Raw genomic sequence first — 24,337 nt, forward strand, 5'->3', positions numbered from 1 at the left:
AATTGAGCAAGCCGGTGATATTCAACTGCCCAATGGATTAACACAATCTTGTCAGTACTAAAAAGTCAAATTTCGCCATTTTTAAGCATTCTAACAAACTATCTTTTGTGCTATTTCGAGCCTCCGGCCGTATATGCGTGACTATCCGTTCTTTACCTCTCAGAAATATCCGCGGGAAAACTAAATTGGCTTCTATCATTAAAAATCCCGTTCTTCCCACTTATTAGCAAAAGCTTAATTTCTCACAATTTTCACCTATGCCTTTACTATTGACCTTCATCGCGATCCTCGCCCTGATACTGCTTATTGCCTGGCTCAAAATCGACACATTCATTTCCTTTCTGCTGGTCTCCATCGCGCTGGGACTCGCGAGCGGGCTGGATGTGGATACCGTAAGCAAGGCTATACAAAAGGGCGTGGGAGGGACACTGGGCGATCTTGTCCTTATCGTCGGCTTTGGGGCGATGCTGGGAAAAATGGTGGCCGACAGCGGGGCGGCGCAACGGATTACCGACGCGCTCATCAGCCTTTTTGGCCAAAAATATATTCAGTGGGGCATGGCACTTGCCGGGTTTGTGATAGGGATACCATTGTTTTACAACGCAGGGTTCGTGATCGTCATCCCGCTGATTTTCATGATCAGCGCCACAGCCCGCTTACCATTATTGTATATAGGTATTCCAATGTTATCCGCATTGTCGGTAGCGCATGGGTACCTCCCACCCCACCCTTCCCCGGCTGCAATTGCCAGTCAGTTGCATGCCGACCTCGGCAAGACATTGTTCTATGGAATGATCGTTTCCCTGCCCGCCATCGCCGTGGCCGGCCCTGTTTTTGGAAAGACACTGAAGCGCTTTCAACCCAAGCCGGACGAAGATCTTTTTGACGTAAAACCTCGCCCCGCGTCCGAGCTCCCGGGGCTGGGCATCAGCGTGGTAACCGCATTGCTTCCCGTTTTCCTGCTGACTTCCATGTCGGGGATCAAACGCATTTATCCCGGTAGCAAACTCATAGCCCTCCTTGCCGAGCCGTATTTCGGAATGCTCGTTTCAGTGCTTTTCGCGGCATATGTACTAGGCGTGAAGCGCGGCATGAGCATGAAAATGGTGGGTAAATCGATGGAGGAGGCTTTTAAGGGCGTCTCGACGATCCTGCTCATCATCGCGGGGGCCGGTGTTTTCAAAGAAATCATGACCGCAGGCGGCGTGAGTACCTACATTGCCGAAAGCCTGAAAGGAATGGACATCTCGCCGCTTCTGCTCAGCTGGGCCATTGCGGCGGTAATCCGGGTTTGTGTAGGCTCGGCCACAGTTGCCGGACTTACTACCGTGGGCATTCTCGCACCGTTGCTGGCCAACGCCGGGGTGCCATCGGAATTGCTCGTACTTGCCATCGGATCAGGCAGTTTAATGTTTTCCCACCTGAACGACGGCGGCTTCTGGCTCTTCAAGGAGTACTTCAACCTGAGCATCAAAGACACGATCCTGACCTGGTCCGTAATGGAAACAATTGTGTCTATAATGGGTTTGCTGGGTGTTTTGATACTAAATTTGTTCGTCTAGCCAGCTTCCGGACGGTAACACATTCGTTTATAATAGTATTCGGGACAGGGTTGAAGAACTCGGGAGATTAAGCCGCTAAAACGTCCCGCTTCTCCCGTCGGTTAGCACGGATAGCAGGGAGCGTACCAAATACTTTTTTCATTCAAAGAAGAGTATTCCAGGCACAGATATCAATCTTTGCACTATCGACTCGCTTTCCGCTATCGACTTGCCGCTCGTTTCAACGAACGTCCAGGATAAGATTTGTAAACCAGATTTGTAGATTAAATTTAGATTACTCGTTAGAATTTACAGATTGAGATCGACTGACTAAGATTTATAGATTGCATTTAAAACCAAATTCCAGCATACCAAATTTTATCAATTTACCACCATGGACAATACACCTGAATCAAATTTTGCAGCACTCGGCCTTAATCTTCCTCCCGCACCGAAACCGGTGGGTGTTTATAAACCGTTACTAATCGTCGACAAACGCTGGGTTTATGTGTCGGGCCACGGGACCGTGCAGGGCGACGGCACACTTATCATCGGCCGCATCGGCAAAGACCTCAACGCGGACCAGGGCAAACTCGCCGCTCGTCAGGTAGGTCTTGCCATCCTTTCGACACTAAAAGCCAACCTGGGAAGCCTCAACCGTGTGAAAAGGGTGATCAAAGTTCTCGGTATGGTCAACTGCACCCCGGATTTTGAAAAGCATCCATTCATTATCAACGGATGCAGCGAACTTTTCGCCAAGGTTTGGGGTGAAGAAAACGGTATCGGCGTCCGAAGCGCCGTCGGCATGGGCACATTGCCCGACAACATCCCCGTGGAGATCGAGGCGATGTTTGAGTTGGAAGAGAAGTAATTTTGAATGAGTGACCCAAACCCGCACCGCATGTCCTGGTACCCACTAACCAACCCCGACGAAGTGATTTCCCCGTCGCTGCTGTTTTATAAAGACCGTATTGAAAGCAATGTCCGGAGCATGGTCAGCATTGCCGGTTCGCCGGAACGGCTGGTGCCGCATGTAAAGACACACAAATGCCCCGAAGTAGTTAAAATACAACTTTCGGCGGGCATTTCGAAATTCAAATGTGCCACGATTGCCGAAGCCGAAATGGTCGCAGACGCCGGCGCTCCGTGGGTGCTGATCGCCTATCAGCTCGTCGGACCAAATATGGAACGCCTTTTTGCATTGCGCGAGAAATTTCCGGATACAACTTTCGCGTCGCTGGTCGACAATGAACAAACTGCCGGACTTCTTAGCGAGGTGTCAAAAGCTCGCGGGCTACGTGCAAGCGTATTTCTCGACGTCAACAACGGGATGAACCGTACCGGCCATGCAACCGACGAAAGCCTGCTTTCGCTTTATCGCTACGTAAGCAGCCGCGAAGGACTCTCTTTCGGCGGTGTACACATTTACGACGGGCACATTCGCAATCCGGAATTCTCGGAACGCAAAGCTGCGGCCGACGAAGCCTATGAAAAAGTACTCCCGCTACTCGACCGAATCGGAACCGAATGCGGCTACGACCCGATGATCATCGTCGGCGGCTCTCCATCGTTTACGGTGCATACCTTGCGGCCCGACGTCTACCTGAGTCCGGGAACGAATGTACTCTGGGACTGGGGTTATGGTGACCGCTTCGACGGGCAGCCTTTTGAACACGCCGCATTGATTATCACCCGTGTCATTTCGAAACCCGCTGCCGGAATTGTTACCATCGATCTCGGCCACAAAGCCATTGCCGCCGAAAATCCGATCGAAAACCGGCTTCGTCTGCTGAATTTAAACGAGTACACATTGCTCGGGCAAAGCGAAGAACACGGCGTTTTGCAAGTAAGTACCGACGCCTGGGAAAGCATTCAGATCGGCGACGTATTTTACGCCCTCCCCTACCACATTTGCCCAACCGTGGCGCTGCACGACTTTGCAACGGTCATCGAGGGCGGAAACGTAATCGGAGAATGGAAAATCACGGCACGAAGCAGACGTGTGACGGTGTAGTAATTTTGAATGAGTGAATGACGGCGGGGATTAAGGATGATTAAATGGTTCTGTTTTGTCAGTTGTAGTCAATAGGTCATGTATTGTCCGATAACATTGTCAAAAACAACACCTGACCACACTTGACCTTCCTATTCACTCATTTACGCATTCCCCGTTCCACGGCGACTCATTCAATCATTCAATCACTAAAAACTCTCTCATGTTCCTCTTCGACGCACACCTCGACCTTTCCATGAATGCCGTGGAATGGAACCGGGACCTTACCCAGGACCTGTATTCGATCCGCGACCGCGAAAAGAACCTTACCGACAAGCCCGACCGTGGCAAAGGTGTGGTGAGTTTTCCGGAAATGCGCAAAGGCAATATCGGGCTTTGCGTGGCCACGCAGATAGGCCGCTACATTAAACCCGACAGCAAGATCCCCGGCTGGCATTCGCAGGCGCAGGCCTGGGCCATGACGCAGGCGCAGGTTGCCTGGTACAAAGCCATGGAAGAAGCCGGCGAAATGGTACAGATCACCGGCCTTGCCGGGCTCCGCAACCATTTGCAGCTCTGGCAAAACGCAGAAGCGACCGACGGCCTGCCTATCGGCTACATCCTCAGCCTCGAAGGCGCCGACTCGCTTGTGAGCCTCAAGAACCTCGAAACCGCCTATGGTTACGGCTTACGCGCCATCGGGCCCGCGCATTACGGCCCGGGTGTATATGCGTACGGAACGGATTCGGACGCGCCGTTGAGCGACAAGGGCAAAGACCTTCTCCGAGAAATGGACGAGTTGGATATGATCCTGGATGCGACCCATTTATGCGATACGGCGTTCTGGGAAGCAATGAACCTCTACAAAGGACCGGTGTGGGCAAGCCATAACCTCGTGCGCGCGATTACACCGCATAACCGCCAGTTCTCCGACGAGATGATCAAAATACTGCTGGAACGCGGCGCGGTGATCGGAATGGCATTCGACGCGTGGATGATGATACCCGGCTGGGTGCGCGGCAAATCGACGCCGGAGGGTACCGGCCTGAAAATCGAGCATATCGTGCGGCATATCGATCACATTTGCCAGATCGCCGGCAATGCGCTGCATGTGGGGATCGGCTCCGACCTGGATGGTGCGTATGGCAAGGAGCAATCCCCTGGCGACCTCGATTCGATAGCCGACTTGCAAACGATCCCGGCGCTTCTCGCGGCACGCGGCTACTCCCAGGAGGATATCGAACGCATTATGTGGCGCAACTGGGTCGATTTTCTGGAAAGGAACTGGTCTTGACAACCTTAGCCGACTATCGGAGAAAAATTTATAAAATCTAATAAATTCTTAATATAGCACTAAAAGGAGATCTCAAAAAAAGCTTTGCAACTTGGCATCACGGTTGCAAAGCTTTTTTTGTTTTTTGTAAAAATAATACGGCACACTATTTGTAATCATTTTAAATAAGTGATACTTTTAAAGCATTAAATCAACGATGTACTTTCGATCGGTAACATCCGGTCGCTAAACTTCACATAACGAACGATGGCCAATACATATAAAATTTTTTTCCGTACGCATATCCAGGCAAGCAAGTCGTTGCAAAAACTGCACGACTGCCTGAAACAACTGAATGTAAAACACTGGGCATACGATTTTCAGGAGTTCCTGCTGACGCTTACCTCCGAACTGCCCGACTTTACCCGCATCCAGCTGGCGCTACGGTCGGCGGGGTATGTCTGCCATTTTATCAAACTCGAGAATATGAATGAAACCAGTGGTGTTTCACTATCGTAACCGTAATTGCTGAACGTTTAACGGCTATTTATTCCTTTGTATGGCAGTACCGGCACCCGGTACTGCTTTTTTGTGTCAGGGCAACCGATACCATGGCACATCTCTCTGTTTTCAGGCTAATAAATGCTTTTGTGACATCAGGTTCCGTTTAGCTTGTTGCATATGGCGCTCGTTGTGAGCGATCAGGAACTGGAAGACATCGCCGATTTTCATGCGGATAAACGGCAGGATCGATATCGGAACGCGGATCGCGTCGAGGTCTTTGTGCGAAGCGTCCCGCAGCAGGTGCAACAGTTCTTCCTGCTGACGAATAAACTCGCTAATTACCGCTGCCGAATCCAGGTCCGAGGATGGAATATACCCCTTGATTGCCTTGTATTTACGCTTGCCTGTTTGGGGATCCATCATTTTTGTGAAGTAAGCGCCCATCCATGTACTCGTAAATCCTTCTCCCGGCGCCGGCGGAGCGGCATCCAGCTTCTCGCGTATTCTGGGCAGATAATAACGTCCGTAGCTATTCAGGTGATCGAGGCACTGGGCAATGCTCCAACCGCCGGTGTCGGAAGGAAGGTTCAGAAAGTGGTCGTCGCGGTTTTGAAACAATGCGACTGTGTCGGCAATGTGCCGCTCGACCTGTTCGTCGAGCCTTTGCAGCAGTTCTTTTCTGTTGACCGTTTGCATGGTGGTTCCATTTGATAACGATGCAAATTTGCACAGCCCGGTCCGGGAAATGTTTGGTAAAAACCAAGATTTCAGATCCGTACCTTGTTAACCAGTTTGCTGAAATTCGTGGGGTCGATGCCCAGGTAGTTTGCAAGGTATTTGTGCGGGACGAGTTGCAGGATATGCGGGCTGCGTTTAAGCAGGTTCCTGAATTTGTCTTCCGACGAAAAGCATTGTACTTCCACGAGCCGCTCCAAGATACCGGAAAACGTCTGCATGATTCCCGTGCGCAGCATCCGCTCGATCGCCGGCCGCTCCATCGCCAGATCCCTGAATTCGGCGTAGGAAGCGCGGATAAAGTGGGATGGCGTCAGCGTTTCGTAATAATACCTTGAGTGAACTTCCAGCAGGGCCGAATCGATGATCCCGCCGAACGACGGCCGGTAAGTAAATGCGATCGTCGCTTCGCGGTCCCGGTCGTCGAGATAGTAAATCCGTTGGACCCCCTCGGTTACGAAATAGATATACCGTTCCGTTTCGCCGGCCACGGAAACAATCTCCTTTCTCCGGGCCGAGAATGGCTTCCAGATACGCGACAAAGCGAGCCAATCGTCCGCATCGAGCGGATAAATGGCCTGAACGACCGAGTGAAGCAATTTTAGCGGTTCCTCCATAGAACCGCTAAAATACGAAAGCCCGGTCTACTCGCCTACCGGCGAAACCATAAAATGCAGGAAATGAAAAACTTCGTCCTGGCTGCGGATATGGTTGCGTGCGGCCGAAAGGTCGTCGCCGATCTTGATCGTAAAAGAGCTCTCCGGCAACGCCTCGAACATGTCTTCGTCGGTCGTATCGTCGCCGATTGCGAGAATGAAGTCATAATCGCCAGCTTCGGCAAATGTCCGCGTGGCCGTGCCTTTGTTGAAGGCCGTCTTTTTCACCTCCACCACCTTGTTGCCGTCGATCACCTGCAGGTTCAGTTCCGGCTGGATGTAATTTTTCAGTTGCCAGAGAAGCTCCTGGGCGCGGCGGCTGGCATATTCCTTGTCGTCGGCGGTACGGTAATGCCATGCCAGTGCCGTTTCTTTCTCCTCCACAAATGCGCCGGGACAGCGTTTGGCATAGATCTGCATCATCGGGCGGATACTGTCTTTCCAGTTTTCCTCATAACCTTCATTGAGCTGCCACCCGCCCGAATCCCTCGTTTTGATCAGGGCGCCATGCTCGGCGATCATATGAACCGGGAGATCGCTGAATAACTTATCCAGGAAATAACGGTCGCGGCCGCTGACGATCACCACGGTATCGCGCTTCGCGATTTCGTGCAGCAATTTCCTCATGTCCTCGGACATAATCGCCTTGGCGGGGTCAGGAACGATGGGCGCAAGCGTGCCGTCGTAATCGAAAAACAGGATCCGGTTGTTTGAAGACTGGTAAGCCGACCGGATCGCGTCGATGCCTTTGTTGTTCAGGAAAACCTGGCGCAACCGGTCGTGTTCTAGTTCAAGCATTGTCATTTGGGTAAAAAAGTCATTGGTCCATGCGAATACATCGTAATCACGGATCCTTTCGCGCATGGCCTCCATTCGTTTGTTTTGCTCCTCATCGGGCATTTCGAACGCCGTTTTGATCGCATCGGCGATATTCTGGCGGTCGAGCGGGTTGATAATCAGCGCTTCGCCCAGCTCGGCGGCAGCACCGGCCATTTCGCTCAAAATCAATACTCCCCGGCCATCCTGACGGCTGGCGACGTACTCCTTGCACACGAGGTTCATCCCGTCGCGAACGGGCGTAATAAGCGCCACGTCGCTTGCGGTGTACATTCCTACGAGCTCGTGGTACGGCATGGAGCGGTACTGGTAAATGATCGGCTGCCAGGAAATGGTCCCGAAATCGGCGTTGATCTTGCCTACCGTTTGATCGATATCCGATTTCATCTGCTGGTACTGCTCGATGGTGTCACGCGAGGGCACGACCACCATCACAAACGACACCTTTTCATACCATTGCGGGTTCTGTTCGAGAAAGCGCTGGTATCCCTGCAAACGATGAATAATGCCTTTGGAATAATCGAGGCGGTCGACGGAGAATATGATCTTGTCTTTCAGCGACTGCCGGGCCTCCGAACGTGCCGCAGCGACCTCAGGATCGTCGTAGGCGTCGTTAAACTTGTCAAAATCGATGCTGATAGGAAACGAATCGACCTTGACGATCCGGTTGCCCATGTTGATGTAATGCAATTTATTCCCCAATTCGGAGACAAGTCGCGCCGCTTTCAGGAAATACTCCACATAATCATTGGTGTGAAAACCCACCACATCGGCCCCGAGAATACCGTCTACGATCGCCTTTCGCCACATCACCGGCAGCAGCCTGAATATCTCGAAAGACGGGAACGGAATGTGGAAAAAGAAGCCGATCTTGTTGTCGGGAAAAGCATTCCGGATCATTTGCGGCAGGAGCATCAGCTGGTAGTCCTGCACCCAAACGACATCCCCCGGCCGTATCACTTCCCTCACCTTTTCAAAAAACAATTGATGCGCTTCCTGATACGCTTCGAAATAGACGTCGTGGAAGTGCGCGAGCGAGGGAAAATAATGGCAAAGCGGCCATATCAGGTTGTTACAGAAGCCCTCATAGTAATTTTCGTTGAGCTCCGCGGGTATAAAAACCGGATGGGCATGGAAGTTCTCGTTTTCCATCGACTGCCCGTCGAGCTCTTCGGGCGTATTCTCCGAAAAACCGATCCACTGGATTTTCTGGTGGGTATCGAAGGCCTGGCTCTGTTGATCCTTTACCAGCGAAAGTACGGCGGAAACAAGGCCGCCGGAATTCTGAAATAATCGGGAAACATCACCGTCGCGGACTACCTTGAACGGTAACCGGTATGCGACTATGACAAGCCTCCCTCCGTTGACTGACTGAGATAAACTTTCCATAATATACCCGCACGCCTTCAAAAGCCATGCCACAACGACTTTCTGGCCCCCCAACTTCCCCTGCCGATCTGCGCAATACGGCGTACACCGCTAATTGACATCCGACGGACTCTATCAAAAAGTGAGTGGCCTTCTCAAAGCGGTAAGGTTTTGACAGAAGAGCCAAATGTATTATTTTCACATCCGCAACCTCTTCTATCACATTACAGGAACCGGATTTTCCGGCGCCGGGCAAATGCTCCGGCAAGCAAGCGCCATTGCTGTTTTCCATGAGTTAATGTGATAGCTGACCACAAATACGGGCCTTTGCGGACCCAAGATTAGTCATGGACTACAATCAGGTAATCGCAGATCAATACTGTGCCACTCATTGTTGTGGGTTGCGGGCGGCCGATCAAGGCCGCCATTTTTTTGGCCGTCCAGTTTACGAATCATCATATTCCTGGTCTTAAAGCAAATGGTAGTTAAAATCATCAACGGCGTTCTGATCCTTGTAGCCGTATTCATGGGCCTGAAACAAGGTTGGGCGATGCTCACCGGTAAAGCGGAGATGCTCGACCTGTTCGGAAAGTGGGGGTTTAACAAAGCCGGCGTGATGGTCAACGGCATCGTCACGATCATCAGTGCATTGCTCATCTTGTACCCTAAAACATTTGTCTGGGGAAACTTTCTGATGGCAGCCGCCATCCTGATGATCATCTGTTTCCATTTGCTGGAAAAGGATTTAAAAGGTATGGCGATCGAGCTCCCGTTTCTGTTTTTGAACCTGGTGATTATTTATTTGCAACACCCATTTACAGGCAAATAAAAAAGAGCGGCAAACAATTTCGCCGCTTTATTCCTGACGCCCCTCCTTAAAAGAAACCGCGCATAGCCTCCATATATTCCTCAATCGGCATGGATTGGCGCATTTGCAGCAACTGATTCCCGGTTGCGCCGATCACATTGCGGAAAGAATCGATCTCCCGGGTAGCGAGCTGGTGAATAACCCGGACGATGTCCATCGGGTCGTCCAGCTGGCTCTCGTCTGGCTGCTCCATGATGGATTGCAATTTTCGGGTCAGCCGATCGTAAGCCGTGATTTCAGGGTTGGCATTCCAGACAATGCTTTCCTTAAAATTATTTCCTTTCGAACCGCCCTGCTCGACCAGCCGCAGTTCGATATTCAGTGGTTTCAATTCATAATACAAGCCCTCGGTTAAGCCTTCAAGCGCAAATTTGGACATATTATAGAGCGACCCCAGCGGTACGGCGGTGGTAACGCCCATGAACGAACTGATGTTGATGAACATACCTCCCCCATTCGCCCTGAAATGCGGAAGGAATGCGCGGATCACATTGATCGGGCCGCGCGTGTTTACAGCAAACTGCCAGTCGATATCCGCCTCTTTCGCCAGTTCGAGCGCGCCGTAGGTGCCCATTCCCGCGTTATTAACCACCACATCGACCCTGCCGAATGCTTCGATTGTCTGTCCGACAGCCGCTTTCACCTGACCTGCATCCGTCACGTCGAGTTCGAAAATCCTGATGTTCGGGTAGGCGGTCAGTTCCGTCTCCTTCGCGGGCGTACGCATGGTCGCCGCCACGTTCCAGCCGTTTTGGGCAAAGTACTTAGCGGTCAGTTTACCGAGCCCGGAGCTGGTACCGGTTATAAAAATTGTTTTTTGCTCATTCATCTTGATAAATTTTAAATTGAATGGCACAAATTTACCGGCTATTGGTATAACTTTGTAATCAGTATCACAGAGTATACCAACTACACTTATGGAACAGGTTCCACCGGTCAGAAACCAGGCAGAAGAAGTCAGGGCGTTACAGGACACCATTTACGTCATCGGCGGTAAATGGAGGTTGCCCATTATCAACTCGATATGCAATGGTAACAAGCGTTTCCGCGAGATAGAAAGAAGCATTCCGGGCATTACGACAAGAATGCTTTCACGCGAATTGAAGGAAATGGAGATGAACAAGCTGATTAAACGGACAGTATACCCCGACTCTCCGGTGCTTGTAGAATATGAGTCGACGCCCTACTGCAAAACGTTTGGAAATATCATCCTTGCAATGATCGAATGGGGCAAAGAGCACAAAAAGTACGTTACCGAACAACCAGCCAGGAAAATATCTTCGTCCGAATAAGCTATTCAAGGTTAAGCGACGCCGCGTATCCACGCTTCCGCTTCACCGGGATCGGTAAAAAAGCGCTCGTTCGGGCTACTATAAAGCGATTCGTACTTCTCGATCTTCGTTGCGTCCTGGTGGCAATGCACCGCCGCTATGCAACGGATGTTACGCTTGTTCGATAGCACCAGCCCCGACGCCTCCTCCCCGAACATGGTCACATACCCGACTTTCCAGCCATAGTCGGCGAGGGTCAGCGGTATAATGCTGCGGAAATGCTTGTGCGCATCGAGGTTTACCGCCGTGAAACCGTGCAGGTTCACAAAGATTTTAAATGTGCTTCCGTCCTGGATGCTGTCCAGCGCTTCATAAAGCGATTTTTCCCAACGGATTACATCCTCCTTATCCATATCCCCGCTGATACGCGTCACGATCAGCCGGTTCGGGGCATCCCAGTCTGTTCTGGCTATTTTCGATTCTGACATCTGAATTTGCTGATAATACTCCACTGGCTGCATAATCGCCGACACCACATATTTGTTCCGCATCGTCGACGGATAGCGCCGGTTCATCGACAAAGTGCGGCCGGCGTCACACGATGAGCCTTTTCGCCACCAGATCGTCGAAAAGCAGTTGTGCGGCCAGCGACACCTTCGGCCTGTCGGCATAGCGGAGCCACGAAACATCGTCAATTTCGGCGGCTGCCCTTACTTCTCCCCTTTCCGTGGTCGTGTAGCATCTCAGCCGAACCAGCACTCCCTCCGGCTGCCCATGAGCCTGCGCCTCGAACTCCCCGTAGAATTTCAGCAATACCGGGTCCAGCACCAGGCTCAGCTCTTCCCCGATTTCACGCACCAGTGCCTCTTCGTCCGATTCACCCGGTTCGCGCTTACCGCCCGGAATGTAATAGGTGTCGCGCCCGCGGCTTTTTGCAGCAAGTATTTTTTGGTCTTCAATGTAAACCAGCGCCAGCTTGTCGATCATAACTGTAAATATTTCTTCATAAAAATAAGCATACGAGCCGATTCCAACCAAAGCAGCAAAGCTTGAATCTCCAATGCATTGTTCCATCCCAAAATCGATCAAAACCATGAAAAGGCTGCTACTCCCGGCGCTCGTTACGACGGTATCCCTTGCGCTTTCGTGCTCGAAAAATGAGCCTGAACCCAGATACGGGTGCAATGGCGACACGGAAATGACGATCACCGATGTACGCGCGGTTTACCACGGAAAGGGCTATTTTTCCTTCGATCTGGGCGCTCCCTACGGACAATCGTCAGCCTGGGCCTGCCAGGTCGACTCTGCCTGGGCAAAAAGCGACGATCCGAAGGTGCCCAACTACACGATCAGCGGGAATATAAAGAAAGTCCGTTTCGTTGGACCGACTGTGACAGTCGTGTATCCGCCGATAGAAATCACAGCCATCCGAAAAGACTAGTTCTTTAAAACCTTTTCGAAACAAACGCTGTTTTCCACCCCCGCGTACTGCCCATAGTTGGGCGTACGCGTGTAGCCGTTCTTTTCATAGAGCCCGATAGCCTCCGGCTGACGTTTACCGGTTTCCAGCACGCATTTGCCGTAACCCATTTCAGATGCCCAGGTTTCCAGCTCACCCAGCACCCGGGTGGCAATGCCTCTGTTGCGGCCGGCGGGCGACACGTACATCCTTTTTACCTCCATAGCATCGTCGCTGAACGCCTTGATGGCCCCGCAACCGACCGGCTGGTTATTTTCATAGCATACGACAACGTGCCTGATCCTGTCGATTTTGTTGAATTGTGCGTAAAAACCGTGATCTGCGCCGTCGCGTAGGGCAAGGTCGGCATCGAGAAGTTTCACGAGAGATTGAAAATCCGGGTCGTCGGAGTCGGTTCTTCTTAAATGGATCATTGTAATTCTTCGAGTTCTACTACTTTGGGCGTCCTGGTGAGCCAGTGGATGATGAGCCAGGCCACAAGATAGGTAAAACCGCAGATCGTAAAAATGATGTTATAGCCTGCCTGGATATTTCCCGCAGCCTTGTAGGTGTCGAGCAGGCTGCCGATCAGGATCGGGAAAAGGATCCCGCCCACCGCGCCGGCCATCCCGCCTATGCCTACGACCGAACTTACTGCCTGCTTCGGAAAGAGATCGGACGGTAATGTGAACACGTTCGTCGCCCAGGCCTGGTGCAAGGCGACCGCCAGGCTGATCAATCCTACGGCCATCCAGACGCCGCTGGAAAACTGGATCAGTATCACCGACAGTTCACAGAACGCCAGGCACAGCAGCACTGTTTTCCTTGCCTTCAAAGTGAGCCAGCCTCGTTTGATCAGCAGGGACGAAAGATAACCGCCTCCGATGCTGCCCACCGTAGTAGCCGTATAAATCAGCATTAATTCGAAACTCGGCTTTTTGAGGTCCAGGTTGAAGGTAGAAGCGAAATAGGACGGCAACCAGAACAGGAAGAACCAGTAAATAGGGTCGATAAGACCTTTGCCGGTGATATAAGCCCAGGTTTGCGGAAACGTGAAGAGCTTCAACCATTTAACAGGCTGCTTTTCAGCCTCGTTTTCGTCCTGTTCCTGACCGCTCAGAATATAATGCAGTTCTTCCCGGCTCAACCGCTTTTGGTTGACGGGAATATCATAAAGGAACAGCCAGAAAACCAGCCATACAAAACCCAACGCGCCCGTGATCCAGAACACCTCCTGCCAGCCATAGTGGCTCAGTATCCAGGGTACAAGGAGCAATGCGACCACTACGCCGATGCTGGTCCCGGCGTTGAAAAGTCCCGTAGCCAGGGCCCGCTCCTTTTTCGGGAACCATTCGGCCACTGTTTTTACCGCCGCAGGATAATTACCGGCCTCGCCCAAACCTAATCCGACCCGTGCGACACCAAATCCGAAAGCACTCCGGGCAACGGCATGGAGCATTCCCGCGACACTCCAGAAAACAATTGTGAAAGCATAACCGAGCTTGGTGCCGATCTTGTCGATCAACCAGCCGAAAACCAGTAACCCGATGGCGTAGGCGGCCGTAAATGCCATGACTATGCGGGCAAAATCGGTTTCCGTCCATGCGAATTCCTTCTCGAGAATAGGTTTCAGCAATCCTATGATCTGCCTGTCGAGGTAGTTGATAGTCGTGGCGAGAAACAGCAGGACCACGATGATCCAGCGGTAATTCCTGATTTTCCCCATTGGTTAAGTGAGTTTTTGTACGAATTGAAGGAAATGTGCTTTCAAAGCGTCCCAGTTCTTGTCCCGGATCAGTTTTTTATCGAACAACTGCCCGCCTATCCCCAGCCCATTGGCTCCGGCTTTAAGAAAAGCAGTCATGTTTTCGAGGCTAACGCCCCCTGTGGGCAGCAATTTCAGCTGATTCATGGGTGCTTTCAGATCTTTGATATAATCCGGTCCAAGTGCCGTGGCCGGGTAAATCTTCACCATCGTCGCTCCCAGCGACCATGCGTTGAAGATCTCCGTGGGTGTGTAGGCACCGGGAAACACCGGGATACCCTTTTTCACGCAGGATTTCACCACTTTTTTGTTCAAAACCGGCGTCACGATAAACTGCGCCCCCGCATCGAGCGCCAGTTCCAGGTCGTCTTTAGTACACACCGTTCCGGCTCCGATATTCAATCCGTAATGTTCGTTTTCCAGGGCGTAGCGGATCATGTCCGTCGCGCCGGGTGTGTTCATGGTGATTTCGACGGTGGTTAGCCCGGCTTCCCGGTAAATGGGCAGAATGCGTTTCACGTCCTCGGGCGAGACATTGCGGATAATACCGACCAGCGGCGCCTTGTTGAACAACTCCCATGAAAATGTACACTCACTCATAAATTTGTTTTATTCAATGTTAAATTCTGATTTTCAAAAATCCGGATATGTCCTGCGGTTGCTGCACGGTCGACGATTTCTGAGGGAATGACCGTCGCCCTGCCGGATAGCCCCAGCGTTTCGATCGCGGCTTTGTACAATTGATATAGATTATTCCCGCCGCATAGCACCAAATGCGCGTCGGTTTCCCGGGTAAGATCACGGATTTCGTAGCCAATCAGCAGCCCGCTGAGAAACATCCCGTTCTCCCGCTTATCCAGTAAATCAAAGAGCTGGTTGGTTCTTACTGTAAACAATGCATTTAAAATATTTCCCGAACCCGACTCGCGTATGCCTTTGCGGAAGGCGCTCGCGGCTTCTGCATTGAAATCGGGCTGGCGGTAATGGTCGATGGAATCTTTCAGAATGCTGTGATTTGCCATGAGGTTGAAAACCTCGCCCGTCATGAAAGTTTTGAAATCGATCAGTCGGCCATCACGGACAAACATATGTTTCGAATGCGTGCCCGGAAGGATAAATATCGCATCCCGACCGGAGAGGTCCATGGCCGCGCCCAGGCCAATAAGTTGAGTCTCTTCGCCCCGCATGACATCGTGGTCGCTCCTTACACCGGAAATGAGGATTACCTCGTGGGGAAAGGCGTCCGTTTCGTCATAATGCTCCATTCCCAGATGGCTTCCGTCCACGGAAAAGGGCAAGCGGGCATAAGGCAGTTCCTGCATACCGATCGACGACGAGGCCATACCGGAAAGCACGATGGGCATTCCCCCCCGTGTCCAGGCCCGTCTGCCGGCTTAACGCCGCTATTTGCGTTGAAATGACCGAACGGTAATATTGTCCGCGCGGTACGCCCGTGGCCGCATGCTCCTCCTGCCAGGCATTGTAGACGGCACCGACGCCGTTCGGGGTTGTCACCTCGCCTACCACGTCGCGATCCGCTACATTGACCAGCCTTAATCGGAACGAAGATGTTCCCCAGTCGCAACTTAGCAGGTGTTTTTTCATCATTATCATTTAAGATTTTATGGCAATGCAAATGCGATATAATTTCCTCCCGGTTTTAAACCGTATCTGGTGCCGCCGGCTGCGATCGCAATATATTGCTTTCCGTCGACCATATAAGTGACCGGCGTCGCAAAACCGCCTGCCGGGAGTTTGTATTCCCACACAACCCTGCCGTTTTTCGTATCGAATGCCCTGAGTTTTTCGTCGTAGGTCGCGGCTATGAAAAGCAGGCCACCGGCTGTCACCAGCGGACCGCCATGGTTTTCGGTGCCCGTTGGCGGGATGCCTTGTTTCGTCAGTTCCGGATATTCGCCAAGTGTTACTTTCCAGCGGTATTCGCCCGTATTCATATCGATGGCATTCAATGTACCCCAGGGTGGCTTGATCGCCGGGTAATTGTCCGGGTCGCGGAACTGGACGTTGCCATTGTTGATGTAGGGTGGCAAATACGGGAACCGGGCATTGCCCTGGGCCGCGGTGGCCGTCGTTGGAGCGTGAATGTCGTCGGCAGCAGGTTTTGTTTCTGTTTTTAGCAGGAAATCGATAATGGCCGCGCGATCGGTTTTTGAGATGTGTTGAAAAGAAGGCATTCTGCCGCGCCCGGTTTCCAGCAATGCGCCCATCTGCCCGCGATTCATTCGTTGGCCGATGTCTTTTAAAACCGGATAAGCCTGCGCAGCGGCTAATGTTGCGTTCTTTGCATCCATAGCATGGCATGCCGCACAATTCGTATTGAACAATACCTGCCCCCGTGACAGCTCCTTACCTCCCCGGCCTTCCTTCGCGTCCCGCATTTTAAGCCACCAAAGCATATTGTTGCCATTTACATACACGACACCCTCCGGGTCGGCCGCCGTACCGCCCCACTCCGCCCCTCCTCCGATTCCGTAGAGCAACCCTCCGAGTGTGTCGGGCGGTTGGTTTTTAGGCCCTTTGTTACTGCTGCGAAACCGGTCGAGCACGTAGGCGTGCGCCTCGGGGGTGCGCGTCGTAATATCCGCCTCGGTTACTGTCTGGTAGGCAAACGGGGCAGGTTTGGAAGGCACCGGCTGGGTCGGCCAGGGCTGATCGCCGGGCAGCGGTATTGCCTTGGGCACGGGAACTTCCTTCACCGGAAAAAGCGGTTTCCCGGTATCACGGTCAAAAAGAAAAATGTAGCCGTCCTTTGTTGCCTGGGCGACCGCATCGACGATCTTTCCGTTTCTCCGGACCCTGATCAGGTTCGGCGGGCAGGGAATATCGCGATCCCAGAGATCATGATGTACCGTCTGGAAGTGCCAGACGCGTTCGCCGGTTGCCGCATCGAGTGCGATTACGCAATTAGCGAACAAATTACTCCCTTTTCTTTCGGCGCCATAGAAATCCACCGACGGCGATCCGGTTCCGAGAAACACCATTCCGCGCTTTTCATCTACCACCATCCCGGCCCAGCAGTTGGCGCCGCCGAGCTTTTTGTAAGAATCCTTCGACCACGTTTCATAGCCATATTCGCCCGGCAAAGGAATCGTCCTGAACACCCACGCCACCTTACCCGTACGCACGTCGAATGCCCGGATATGCCCGGGCAATGCGTCTCCGCCTTCCGAAACGGAAGAGCCGGTTATAAGCAGGTTTTTGTAAATGACCCCAGGAGTCGTATTGCGGATATTGAACTGGTAAGGGTCATAGCCGTAAGTTTCTTTGTCGCCCAGACCATCATGAAAATCAACCTCGCCATTTTTGCCAAAACTCTTGACCGGCACTCCTGTTTCCGCGTTCAAAGCGAATAAGGAAGGTCCCGCCGTAAAAAGAATACGTTTGTCCTTTCCATCCGACCAATACACGACTCCCCTCATCGGGTGAAACCGCGGCCGCCTGCCTTCGAACGGATCGAACTTCCAGAGCTCCCTGCCGGTGGCGGCTTCGAGCGCGAACACTTTCAACCGCGGCGTCGTGCCGTACATAATGCCATCGATCACGATAGGCTGGCATTGCATGTCCATCCCGCGTTCGCCGGGTTTGTTGTTTTCGCCGGTGTCGTATGTCCACGCAGGTTGCAGGTTTTTGACATTGTCCTTGTTGATCTGTGTCAGGATTGAATATCGGTTACCCGCATTATTGCCGCCATACACCGGCCAATCGGCGTTTTCGGAGTCGTCGGGGACGCGCCCGTCGTCGTTTGGCAGGGATAACGAACAAAAAGTTGCCGTTGCAAACAATGCCGATATGAGCGGAAGTCGGAGTGTCATCGGGTTTTGGTTAATAATTTGTATTTCAAAAAAAGTCGGGGAGTTTGGCAACGGTTTACAAACGCCGTTTTTTGGTTGTTACATACCTACGGCATTGACGCATTGGCACGGTTTGCATCAACTACCAATATTACGTGCCTGACGGCACCGGTTTTTAAAATGCCCGGTCGCCTTGGCGACGTAACATTGGTAGCCAATCCCGTCCAATGCACATTTCGAAAAGCCCGCAGGGATGCAACAACAATTACGTGCTCCGTTACAAATTCGGGTTAATGGATGTATCCGTATAAGGCAGCGGGAACCAATAATTGGCCTTCACAATCGGTTTGATCGGCTGCAAATCGTCGGGATTTTTCCTGGCATTGGCCTCCTCCACTCTTTCCAGGCGGACCAGATCGAACCAGCGGGTTCGTTCGCAAGCGAACTCCCACGCACGTTCCTGCACCACCTCGTCGGCAAACTGCGCGGCGGTAAGGCCGTCGCCGGGAGATAACGGCTTGGTGCCCGCAGCCCGTCCACGCAGGCGGATTTTATTCAATGCGTCGTAAGCGGCCTGGTCCGGACCACCTGTGCCCCGCGCTTTGGCTTCGGCATAAATGGTGAGCACATGTGCGTAGCGCATCATCACGGAAGGCAGCGAAATGCTCGAAGTCACGATATTGCCTTTGATATACCACTTCTGATAATAAGGATGTTTGGTCAGGCTGTTCTGCCAGGGAATCTTCGTCGCGCCCAGGCCGAACTCCGTACGGAAGGTAGCATCCTTGCGCGGGCCCGCGGGGAAATCGCGGAAAAAATTCAGTTCGGCAAACATATCATCCCAACCGCCTTCCTCGCCGGGCATGGTCGTGTTCCCGTAAGTCGCATTTGCCGTACCGCTCCCTCCCAGGTAGCCGCTGATCTGAAATACGGCCTCTTTGGTACCCGGCGAGGCCGGATCGTTCTCGAACACAGCCGCAAAGGTGGGCAACAGTTCAAAACCGTAAGTCCCCGCATTGTCGATTACTTCCTTCGCCTTGGCGGCGGCGAGGTCGTATTTGTCGGTTTGCTTTAATGGCCAGCCAGCCATGGTCAGGTAAACATCCGCCAAAAACGCTTTGGCGGCGCCTTTGTTAGGCCGTCCGGGATCGCGCTTGGTGTTCGGCAGGTTATTTTCCGCCACTTTCAAATCCGCCACAATCAGATCGTAGACTTCCTGCGGCGGCGATTTTTTGATAGTGAGCAGCTCATCGGAATATTCCCCTGCCAAAACCAGCGGAATATTGCCCCAGAAGCGCGTCAGCCAGTAGTAAGAGAATGCCCGGATGAAATATGCCTCGCCGACGATGATATCGATCGTAGCTTTTGTGCCAACCGTCTTTTCCCAGTTGTTGATCACGTTGTTCGCGCCCTGAATGGCTTTGTAGCAGCCATTGTAAACGGCATTGGACCGCTGGTTGGTCGTCGAAACATTGAACTGGTCGAACTCCCGCCAGTCGGCCTTATTGCTCGCCGGGTGAGTGGTCACGTCGTCGGCGCCAAGCACCGCGGCATTGGCCGACGGATGCAGGAAACCGTACGCCCATTGATTCGCCAGCCCTTTGTAGGCACCTGTTAACGCCGATTCAAGCCCTTCCTGCGTCGATAGCACATTAGGCCCGTACAAAAGGCCGGTCGTATCCTCATCGAGATAATCGCTGCAACCCGCACCCACAAAAAGCAGGCCGCTCAGTAGAAGTATAGGGAGTGTTTTCATATTGTTTAATGCTTTATGCTGTAAGCTTTAGGCTTTATGCCCGCCGCAGTGATACCAAATATTTTTACCTAAGGGGATATATGCTCATAGCCTACTGCTTATAGCTTATAGCCTATTGCTTATAGCCTCTCAAAATCCCACCGTCAACCCCAAAGTATACACCTTCGCGTTGGGGTATGAGCCGCGGTCGATGCCGATGGCGGTGTCGGTGTTCGAACCTACGTTGCTGGACTCGGGATCGGGCCCGGTGTATTTACTGATTGTCAGCACATTGGTAGCACTGGCAAAAATGCGGATGCTGGCTTTGTCCTTAAAAACCGACGACGGTATATTGTACGCGAGGCTGATGTTCTTCAACCTTACGAAACTTCCGTTCTCGACAAACCGGCTCGACTGCGTGAATGGCTGGTACGTTTTGGTAAATGCCGGGATGTCCGAATCCGTGTTGCCTTCCCGGTAATAATCGCGGATTTCCGTCAGCAGGAACTGCCGCGCCTCGCCGGAACCGGACATCGCGCCGGCACGGGTATAGTTCAGTTTATCCACGCCGAATGCCCCCTGAAAAAAAACATTGAGCGTCAAACCGCCGTAGGTAAAGGTATTATTCCAACCACCGGTCAGTTTCGGGAACGCGTGTCCGACGATCTGGAAGTCGTCGGTGGTAATGGCATTGTCGCCATTGACGTCCTCGTAATGCGGATCGCCGGGAACGCGGCCTTGTTTGGCGGCGATGTCCGCCTCATTGGGCTTGAAAGTACCGAGGTATTTCAGGCCCCAGTACGAACCCAGCGGCTGGCCCGGCATGAGCATAAATTCGTTGGTAATGGACATGCCGCCCCCAGCGCCGGTCCCTGTGCCCAGTCTGGGCAGACCACCGAGGCTTACTACTTCATTTTTCAGAGTAGAAAGGTTGAGGTTGGTTTCCCAGCTGAATTTCCCCTTTTCGATAGGCGTACCGCCAAGGGCGAATTCGAATCCACTGTTTTTGATTTCACCTACGTTGCGGGTTTGCGTGCCGCCGCCCGCGTAGTTCGGAAGTTGTACGTTCAGCAGCAGATCGGTAGTTCGCTTGTTGAAATAATCGGCTTCAAAATGCAGGCGCCCGTTCAGGAACTCCATTTCGATGCCGACGTCGGTTTGCGTCGTAGTTTCCCATTTCAGGTTTTTGTTGCCCTGGTTCCCCTGAATCACGCCCGCCGTTACGCCGGTATTATTGAACGCGACCTGCGTCGAATTGTAGGGGGACAATGTCGCATAAGGATTAATGGCCTGGCTACCGGTTTTACCCCAGCTGCCGCGCAGTTTCAGATTGGAAAATACATGAAGGTTTTTGATAAACTCTTCCTCCGAGAGCCGCCAACCCAATGCAACCGACGGAAACACGCTGTTCCGGTTGTCTTTGCTGAATTTGGAAGAACCGTCGCGACGGATGGCTGCCGTGATCAGGTATTTGTCTTTAAATGCATAATTCACGCGCCCCAGCAACGAAAGCAATGTCCATTTCGAAAAGCCCGAATTCACCGTGGCGGCTGAATTGCCGCCGATGTTGTCATAGCCCAACTGAGGAAAACGCAGACCGTTGGCAGTTGCGGTAAAATTCTTGTCGCTAAACTGCTGCGTCTCCAGCACCGCCACCGCAGTAACGGAATGGTTACCGAACGTGCGGTTGTAATTCAATGCGTTGGTATTCTGCAAAGTCACCTGGTCGGACGAATAACGCGTCGCGTTCGGGTTGTTGTTCGATAGGCGTTTGCCATTGAAATTTTTGTTCTGCGCATCGAGGTAGTTGATGGCGTACTGCAAATCCAGCGACAGCCCTTCGATCGGCAACTGGTAGGTCAGGCCACCGATCGCATTGATATTCATCCGTTCGGCGTCGATGGATTTATCGTACAAATGATCCAGCGGGCTGCGGGAAACCGAACCGATCGGGTCGGCAAAGGTTGGCTGCCCGTCGGCGTCGTAGGCTGGCGTTGTAGGTGCCCATTGCAAGGCCTCGATCAACGCACCGCCGCCGTCGGTATTATGGTTGGCGGTTTTCGCGCCTGAAAGATTGAGCCGCAGTGCGAGGTTTTTATTAACCTGCGTAGTCAAATTCGTCCTAAGAATGTAGCGCTTGAAGCCGCTGTTGTTGACGATCCCTTTCTGGTTCACGTAGTTACCGGAAATCAGGAAGGAAGTCTTTTCATTCGCCCCCGAAACGGTCACCTGATGTTGCTGGCCGCTGCCCTTGCGGTAAACAAGGTCCTGCCAGTCGGTACCGCCGTTCTGCTTGTAGCCGTCAATCTGCGCCTGTGTAAATGGCGGGTTGGAGCCCGTTGCCAGCGCACGCGCGTTCACGATCTCCGCAAACTCACCTGCCGGCAAGATATCGAAGCGTTTGATCACATTCGAAACACTTCCCTGGCCTTCGTAACTCACTTTGATACCCCTCGTACCTTTTTTGGTGGTAATAATGATCACGCCGTTGGCCCCGCGGCTACCGTATATCGACGTGGAAGCGGCGTCTTTCAGCACTTGCAGCGACTCGATATCATTGGGGTTCAGCAAATTATAATTAGCTCCCACAAAACCGTCGATCACATAAAGCGGGTCGTTATTGCCCAGTACCGAATTCGCTCCCCGTACCCGAACCTTCGAATCGCCTCCCGGCGCGCCATTCGATTGGGTTACCTGCACACCGGCCGCCCGTCCCTGCAATACCTGATCGAGGCGGGTAATGGGTTGCTGCGAGAACTCGCGCGTCGATACCACCGACAACGCGCCGGTTACATCCGTTTTCTTTTGCGTACCGTACCCTACAACTACCAGCTCGCCCAGACTCCGCGATTCCTGGGTCATTTTAATGTCGATCACCGAGCGGTTCCCAATCGCAACCGTCTGACTTTCATAACCGATAAACGAAAATACCAAAGTGCCGTCGCCCGGCGCGTTGATCACAAAATTCCCCTCTCCGTCGGTAACGGTCCCCTGCGAGGTCCCGCTGATCAGAATACTCACGCCAGGGAGTGCAGCGTTGTCCTGATCGGTCACTTTGCCCGTCACCCTGGCATTTTGCGCGAAGAGCGTCCCTCCGCCCGCAATGAGGAAAACCAGGCATAATTGCAGCAATTTTCTCATGGTTTAACAGATAGTTTATATTAAAAATTTACTAAATACTATTTTTTTATACACCTGAGCATGTTCGCCCTTGCTTGCCGGTTCTGAAGCCGGAAGCAGTTACAGACTTTCAATGAGAAAAGTCAGGTTGCCTACCAGTCCACTACCGATCCATCCAACGCGTTGTAGCTTTCGGGATTTTTCCAGTCGTGCCCGATCTTGTCCTTCAATGCGTCTTCGTCGAGCTCCACGCCCAGGCCGGGCTTCGTAGGAACCATGACGGTTCCGTCTTTTTGCAGTTTGAATGGCTCCTTGAGATAGCCTTCACCGAGCGTTACCTGCTCCTGCACCAGGAAATTCGGGACGCTGGCAGCCAGTTGCAGACCTGTCGCGAGGGAGATGGGTCCCATGGGGTTATGCGGGGCGATGGGTATATAGTATGCCTCGGCCATTCCCGCGATGAGCCTGCCTTCGGTAATCCCGCCCGCATGGCATAAATCGGGCTGGATAATGCTGGCCGCGCCTTTTTCGAGGATTTCGCGGAAGCCCCATTTGGTAAAAATCCGTTCGCCGGTGGCAATGGGAATATGCGTTCCCCGCGCGATATCGACCAGCGTGTCCACATTCTGCGCCTGACAGGGCTCTTCGACGAAAAACGGCTGGTATTGTTCCAGCTCCTTGATCAGAACTTTCGATGTTTGCTGCGGCACAGAGCCGTGGAAGTCGATCGCAATATCCATTTCCGGGCCTCCGGCTTCCCGCAACGAGGCAAAGTTGTCGGCCGCGTACCGGATAAACGCCGGATTTTCGACGATATTCGCAGGGTTCTTTTTCGCAACGCCTGTCTTGATAATGGTATAGCCTTCGGCTTTCCTCTTTTTCATGTCTTCCGCGTTGGATGCCCGCCCGTATATGCGGACGCGGTCGCGCGTGGGCCCGCCCAGAAGTTCGTGCACAGGTACGCCCAGGAGCTTGCCTTTGATGTCCCACAGCGCCTGGTCGATTCCGCTCAACGCGCTGGTTAGGATCGGGCCGCCACGATAGAACGCATGGCGGTAAATGGCCTGCCAATGGTGGACGACCGCACGCGGGTCTTTTCCGACCAGGTAAGGTTCTACTTCCTTAATGGCCGTCTGGATGGTCAATGCGCGACCTTCCAGCAGCGGTTCGCCAAGGCCGACGACACCCGCGTCGGTATGGATTTTGAGAAAAATCCAGCGGGGCTTCACCAGGAACGTTTCTAGTTTGGTGATCTTGACCTTGCCGTAAGCCTGAAACGGCGCCGGTGCGGCGGCGTAGGACGTCCGGGGCAACAGCATCGTGCCGGTTGCCGCAATGCCAAGCACCGATTGAATGGCTGCCCGGCGCGAAACAGAGGTGGATTTTTGGGTCGATTTCAT

General features: G+C 52.6%; 23 protein-coding genes. 8 read left to right on the forward strand and 15 right to left on the reverse strand.

Going from position 1 to position 24,337, the window contains the following annotated elements; translation table 11 throughout:
- Positions 1–257: 257 nt before the first annotated feature.
- The 5 genes from ABV298_RS29605 to ABV298_RS29625 all read left to right on the forward strand — a co-directional run bounded on the left by ABV298_RS29605 (position 258) and on the right by ABV298_RS29625 (position 5,326).
- Complete coding sequence (locus ABV298_RS29605; RefSeq protein WP_353719725.1) at positions 258–1,562, forward strand: gluconate:H+ symporter; 1,305 nt, start codon at positions 258–260, stop codon at positions 1,560–1,562.
- A gap of 373 nt (positions 1,563–1,935) precedes the next feature.
- Positions 1,936–2,412 carry a RidA family protein gene (locus ABV298_RS29610; RefSeq protein ID WP_353719726.1) on the forward strand — a complete coding sequence of 159 codons (477 nt, stop codon included), beginning with the start codon at positions 1,936–1,938 and terminating at the stop codon, positions 2,410–2,412.
- A 30-nt stretch (positions 2,413–2,442) separates the two neighbouring features.
- Complete coding sequence (locus ABV298_RS29615) at positions 2,443–3,555, forward strand: D-TA family PLP-dependent enzyme (protein ID WP_353719727.1); 1,113 nt, start codon at positions 2,443–2,445, stop codon at positions 3,553–3,555.
- Between the two features lie 202 nt (positions 3,556–3,757).
- A complete protein-coding gene (locus ABV298_RS29620; protein ID WP_353719728.1) occupies positions 3,758–4,828 on the forward strand; it encodes a membrane dipeptidase in 1,071 nt (356 codons plus the stop codon).
- Positions 4,829–5,074: 246 nt separating this feature from the next.
- Complete coding sequence (locus ABV298_RS29625; RefSeq protein WP_353719729.1) at positions 5,075–5,326, forward strand: hypothetical protein; 252 nt, start codon at positions 5,075–5,077, stop codon at positions 5,324–5,326.
- Between the two features lie 111 nt (positions 5,327–5,437).
- Here the strand turns inward: ABV298_RS29625 and ABV298_RS29630 are convergent, their stop codons facing one another.
- The 3 genes from ABV298_RS29630 to ABV298_RS29640 all read right to left on the reverse strand — a co-directional run bounded on the left by ABV298_RS29630 (position 5,438) and on the right by ABV298_RS29640 (position 8,928).
- Positions 5,438–6,007 carry a DinB family protein gene (locus tag ABV298_RS29630; RefSeq protein WP_353719730.1) on the reverse strand — a complete coding sequence of 190 codons (570 nt, stop codon included), beginning with the start codon at positions 6,005–6,007 and terminating at the stop codon, positions 5,438–5,440.
- Between the two features lie 71 nt (positions 6,008–6,078).
- A complete protein-coding gene (locus ABV298_RS29635) occupies positions 6,079–6,663 on the reverse strand; it encodes a cyclic nucleotide-binding domain-containing protein (RefSeq protein ID WP_353719731.1) in 585 nt (194 codons plus the stop codon).
- A gap of 27 nt (positions 6,664–6,690) precedes the next feature.
- Positions 6,691–8,928: a bifunctional alpha,alpha-trehalose-phosphate synthase (UDP-forming)/trehalose-phosphatase gene (locus tag ABV298_RS29640; RefSeq protein ID WP_353719732.1), complete on the reverse strand. Its 2,238-nt coding sequence runs from the start codon at positions 8,926–8,928 to the stop codon at positions 6,691–6,693.
- A 457-nt stretch (positions 8,929–9,385) separates the two neighbouring features.
- Between ABV298_RS29640 and ABV298_RS29645 the strand changes: the two genes are divergently transcribed.
- Entirely contained in the window at positions 9,386–9,736 is a 351-nt protein-coding gene (locus ABV298_RS29645) for a DoxX family protein (protein ID WP_353719733.1), read from the forward strand.
- A 46-nt stretch (positions 9,737–9,782) separates the two neighbouring features.
- Here the strand turns inward: ABV298_RS29645 and ABV298_RS29650 are convergent, their stop codons facing one another.
- A complete protein-coding gene (locus ABV298_RS29650) occupies positions 9,783–10,604 on the reverse strand; it encodes an SDR family oxidoreductase (protein ID WP_353719734.1) in 822 nt (273 codons plus the stop codon).
- Between the two features lie 88 nt (positions 10,605–10,692).
- Between ABV298_RS29650 and ABV298_RS29655 the strand changes: the two genes are divergently transcribed.
- Positions 10,693–11,067 carry a helix-turn-helix domain-containing protein gene (locus tag ABV298_RS29655; RefSeq protein WP_353719735.1) on the forward strand — a complete coding sequence of 125 codons (375 nt, stop codon included), beginning with the start codon at positions 10,693–10,695 and terminating at the stop codon, positions 11,065–11,067.
- An 11-nt stretch (positions 11,068–11,078) separates the two neighbouring features.
- On the opposite strand, the gene ABV298_RS29660 is transcribed toward ABV298_RS29655, so the two are convergent.
- Both ABV298_RS29660 and ABV298_RS29665 read right to left on the reverse strand, forming a co-directional pair.
- The gene (locus tag ABV298_RS29660; protein ID WP_353719736.1) at positions 11,079–11,621 is read right to left on the reverse strand and encodes a hypothetical protein; all 543 of its coding nucleotides are present in this window, start codon (positions 11,619–11,621) and stop codon (positions 11,079–11,081) included.
- A 19-nt stretch (positions 11,622–11,640) separates the two neighbouring features.
- Positions 11,641–12,033, reverse strand: coding sequence for an NUDIX domain-containing protein (locus ABV298_RS29665; protein WP_353719737.1), 393 nt, complete (start codon positions 12,031–12,033; stop codon positions 11,641–11,643).
- Between the two features lie 106 nt (positions 12,034–12,139).
- Between ABV298_RS29665 and ABV298_RS29670 the strand changes: the two genes are divergently transcribed.
- Positions 12,140–12,487 (forward strand): hypothetical protein, encoded by a 348-nt coding sequence (locus tag ABV298_RS29670; protein WP_353719738.1) that lies wholly within the window; start codon positions 12,140–12,142, stop codon positions 12,485–12,487.
- Here the strand turns inward: ABV298_RS29670 and ABV298_RS29675 are convergent.
- The 9 genes from ABV298_RS29675 to dgoD form a co-directional block, all read right to left on the reverse strand.
- Complete coding sequence (locus ABV298_RS29675) at positions 12,484–12,939, reverse strand: GNAT family N-acetyltransferase (protein WP_353719739.1); 456 nt, start codon at positions 12,937–12,939, stop codon at positions 12,484–12,486. The two genes, ABV298_RS29670 and ABV298_RS29675, sit on opposite strands and share 4 nt — an antisense overlap.
- Positions 12,936–14,231, reverse strand: a complete 1,296-nt coding sequence (locus ABV298_RS29680) for an MFS transporter (RefSeq protein ID WP_353719740.1) — start codon at positions 14,229–14,231, stop codon at positions 12,936–12,938. Before ABV298_RS29680 ends, ABV298_RS29675 begins: the two co-directional genes overlap by 4 nt.
- Positions 14,232–14,234: 3 nt before the next feature.
- The gene (locus ABV298_RS29685; protein WP_353719741.1) at positions 14,235–14,870 is read right to left on the reverse strand and encodes a bifunctional 4-hydroxy-2-oxoglutarate aldolase/2-dehydro-3-deoxy-phosphogluconate aldolase; all 636 of its coding nucleotides are present in this window, start codon (positions 14,868–14,870) and stop codon (positions 14,235–14,237) included.
- Positions 14,867–15,634, reverse strand: a complete 768-nt coding sequence (locus tag ABV298_RS29690; RefSeq protein ID WP_353719742.1) for a 2-dehydro-3-deoxygalactonokinase — start codon at positions 15,632–15,634, stop codon at positions 14,867–14,869. Before ABV298_RS29690 ends, ABV298_RS29685 begins: the two co-directional genes overlap by 4 nt.
- Positions 15,522–15,878 (reverse strand): hypothetical protein, encoded by a 357-nt coding sequence (locus ABV298_RS29695; RefSeq protein WP_353719743.1) that lies wholly within the window; start codon positions 15,876–15,878, stop codon positions 15,522–15,524. Before ABV298_RS29695 ends, ABV298_RS29690 begins: the two co-directional genes overlap by 113 nt.
- A gap of 14 nt (positions 15,879–15,892) precedes the next feature.
- The gene (locus ABV298_RS29700) at positions 15,893–18,103 is read right to left on the reverse strand and encodes a PQQ-binding-like beta-propeller repeat protein (protein ID WP_353719744.1); all 2,211 of its coding nucleotides are present in this window, start codon (positions 18,101–18,103) and stop codon (positions 15,893–15,895) included.
- 256 nt (positions 18,104–18,359) lie between these two features.
- A complete protein-coding gene (locus ABV298_RS29705; RefSeq protein ID WP_353719745.1) occupies positions 18,360–19,838 on the reverse strand; it encodes a RagB/SusD family nutrient uptake outer membrane protein in 1,479 nt (492 codons plus the stop codon).
- Positions 19,839–19,967: 129 nt separating this feature from the next.
- Positions 19,968–22,958, reverse strand: coding sequence for a TonB-dependent receptor (locus tag ABV298_RS29710; protein WP_353719746.1), 2,991 nt, complete (start codon positions 22,956–22,958; stop codon positions 19,968–19,970).
- 131 nt (positions 22,959–23,089) lie between these two features.
- Positions 23,090–24,337: a galactonate dehydratase gene (gene dgoD, locus ABV298_RS29715; RefSeq protein WP_353719747.1), complete on the reverse strand. Its 1,248-nt coding sequence runs from the start codon at positions 24,335–24,337 to the stop codon at positions 23,090–23,092.

Origin of the sequence: Dyadobacter sp. 676 (assembly GCF_040448675.1) — a bacterium.
In the GTDB taxonomy this organism is placed as follows: domain Bacteria; phylum Bacteroidota; class Bacteroidia; order Cytophagales; family Spirosomataceae; genus Dyadobacter.

What these genes read in the sequence shown, in the direction of transcription:
- ABV298_RS29605 (WP_353719725.1), top strand. Translation starts at nt 258, where the DNA reads ATGCCTTTACTATTGACCTTCATCGCGATCCTCGCCCTGATACTGCTT.
- ABV298_RS29610 (WP_353719726.1), top strand. Translation starts at nt 1,936, where the DNA reads ATGGACAATACACCTGAATCAAATTTTGCAGCACTCGGCCTTAATCTT.
- ABV298_RS29615 (WP_353719727.1), top strand. Translation starts at nt 2,443, where the DNA reads ATGTCCTGGTACCCACTAACCAACCCCGACGAAGTGATTTCCCCGTCG.
- ABV298_RS29620 (WP_353719728.1), top strand. Translation starts at nt 3,758, where the DNA reads ATGTTCCTCTTCGACGCACACCTCGACCTTTCCATGAATGCCGTGGAA.
- ABV298_RS29625 (WP_353719729.1), top strand. Translation starts at nt 5,075, where the DNA reads ATGGCCAATACATATAAAATTTTTTTCCGTACGCATATCCAGGCAAGC.
- ABV298_RS29630 (WP_353719730.1), bottom strand. Translation starts at nt 6,007, where the DNA reads ATGCAAACGGTCAACAGAAAAGAACTGCTGCAAAGGCTCGACGAACAG.
- ABV298_RS29635 (WP_353719731.1), bottom strand. Translation starts at nt 6,663, where the DNA reads ATGGAGGAACCGCTAAAATTGCTTCACTCGGTCGTTCAGGCCATTTAT.
- ABV298_RS29640 (WP_353719732.1), bottom strand. Translation starts at nt 8,928, where the DNA reads ATGGAAAGTTTATCTCAGTCAGTCAACGGAGGGAGGCTTGTCATAGTC.
- ABV298_RS29645 (WP_353719733.1), top strand. Translation starts at nt 9,386, where the DNA reads ATGGTAGTTAAAATCATCAACGGCGTTCTGATCCTTGTAGCCGTATTC.
- ABV298_RS29650 (WP_353719734.1), bottom strand. Translation starts at nt 10,604, where the DNA reads ATGAATGAGCAAAAAACAATTTTTATAACCGGTACCAGCTCCGGGCTC.
- ABV298_RS29655 (WP_353719735.1), top strand. Translation starts at nt 10,693, where the DNA reads ATGGAACAGGTTCCACCGGTCAGAAACCAGGCAGAAGAAGTCAGGGCG.
- ABV298_RS29660 (WP_353719736.1), bottom strand. Translation starts at nt 11,621, where the DNA reads ATGAACCGGCGCTATCCGTCGACGATGCGGAACAAATATGTGGTGTCG.
- ABV298_RS29665 (WP_353719737.1), bottom strand. Translation starts at nt 12,033, where the DNA reads ATGATCGACAAGCTGGCGCTGGTTTACATTGAAGACCAAAAAATACTT.
- ABV298_RS29670 (WP_353719738.1), top strand. Translation starts at nt 12,140, where the DNA reads ATGAAAAGGCTGCTACTCCCGGCGCTCGTTACGACGGTATCCCTTGCG.
- ABV298_RS29675 (WP_353719739.1), bottom strand. Translation starts at nt 12,939, where the DNA reads ATGATCCATTTAAGAAGAACCGACTCCGACGACCCGGATTTTCAATCT.
- ABV298_RS29680 (WP_353719740.1), bottom strand. Translation starts at nt 14,231, where the DNA reads ATGGGGAAAATCAGGAATTACCGCTGGATCATCGTGGTCCTGCTGTTT.
- ABV298_RS29685 (WP_353719741.1), bottom strand. Translation starts at nt 14,870, where the DNA reads ATGAGTGAGTGTACATTTTCATGGGAGTTGTTCAACAAGGCGCCGCTG.
- ABV298_RS29690 (WP_353719742.1), bottom strand. Translation starts at nt 15,634, where the DNA reads ATGCCCATCGTGCTTTCCGGTATGGCCTCGTCGTCGATCGGTATGCAG.
- ABV298_RS29695 (WP_353719743.1), bottom strand. Translation starts at nt 15,878, where the DNA reads ATGATGAAAAAACACCTGCTAAGTTGCGACTGGGGAACATCTTCGTTC.
- ABV298_RS29700 (WP_353719744.1), bottom strand. Translation starts at nt 18,103, where the DNA reads ATGACACTCCGACTTCCGCTCATATCGGCATTGTTTGCAACGGCAACT.
- ABV298_RS29705 (WP_353719745.1), bottom strand. Translation starts at nt 19,838, where the DNA reads ATGAAAACACTCCCTATACTTCTACTGAGCGGCCTGCTTTTTGTGGGT.
- ABV298_RS29710 (WP_353719746.1), bottom strand. Translation starts at nt 22,958, where the DNA reads ATGAGAAAATTGCTGCAATTATGCCTGGTTTTCCTCATTGCGGGCGGA.
- dgoD (WP_353719747.1), bottom strand. Translation starts at nt 24,337, where the DNA reads ATGAAATCGACCCAAAAATCCACCTCTGTTTCGCGCCGGGCAGCCATT.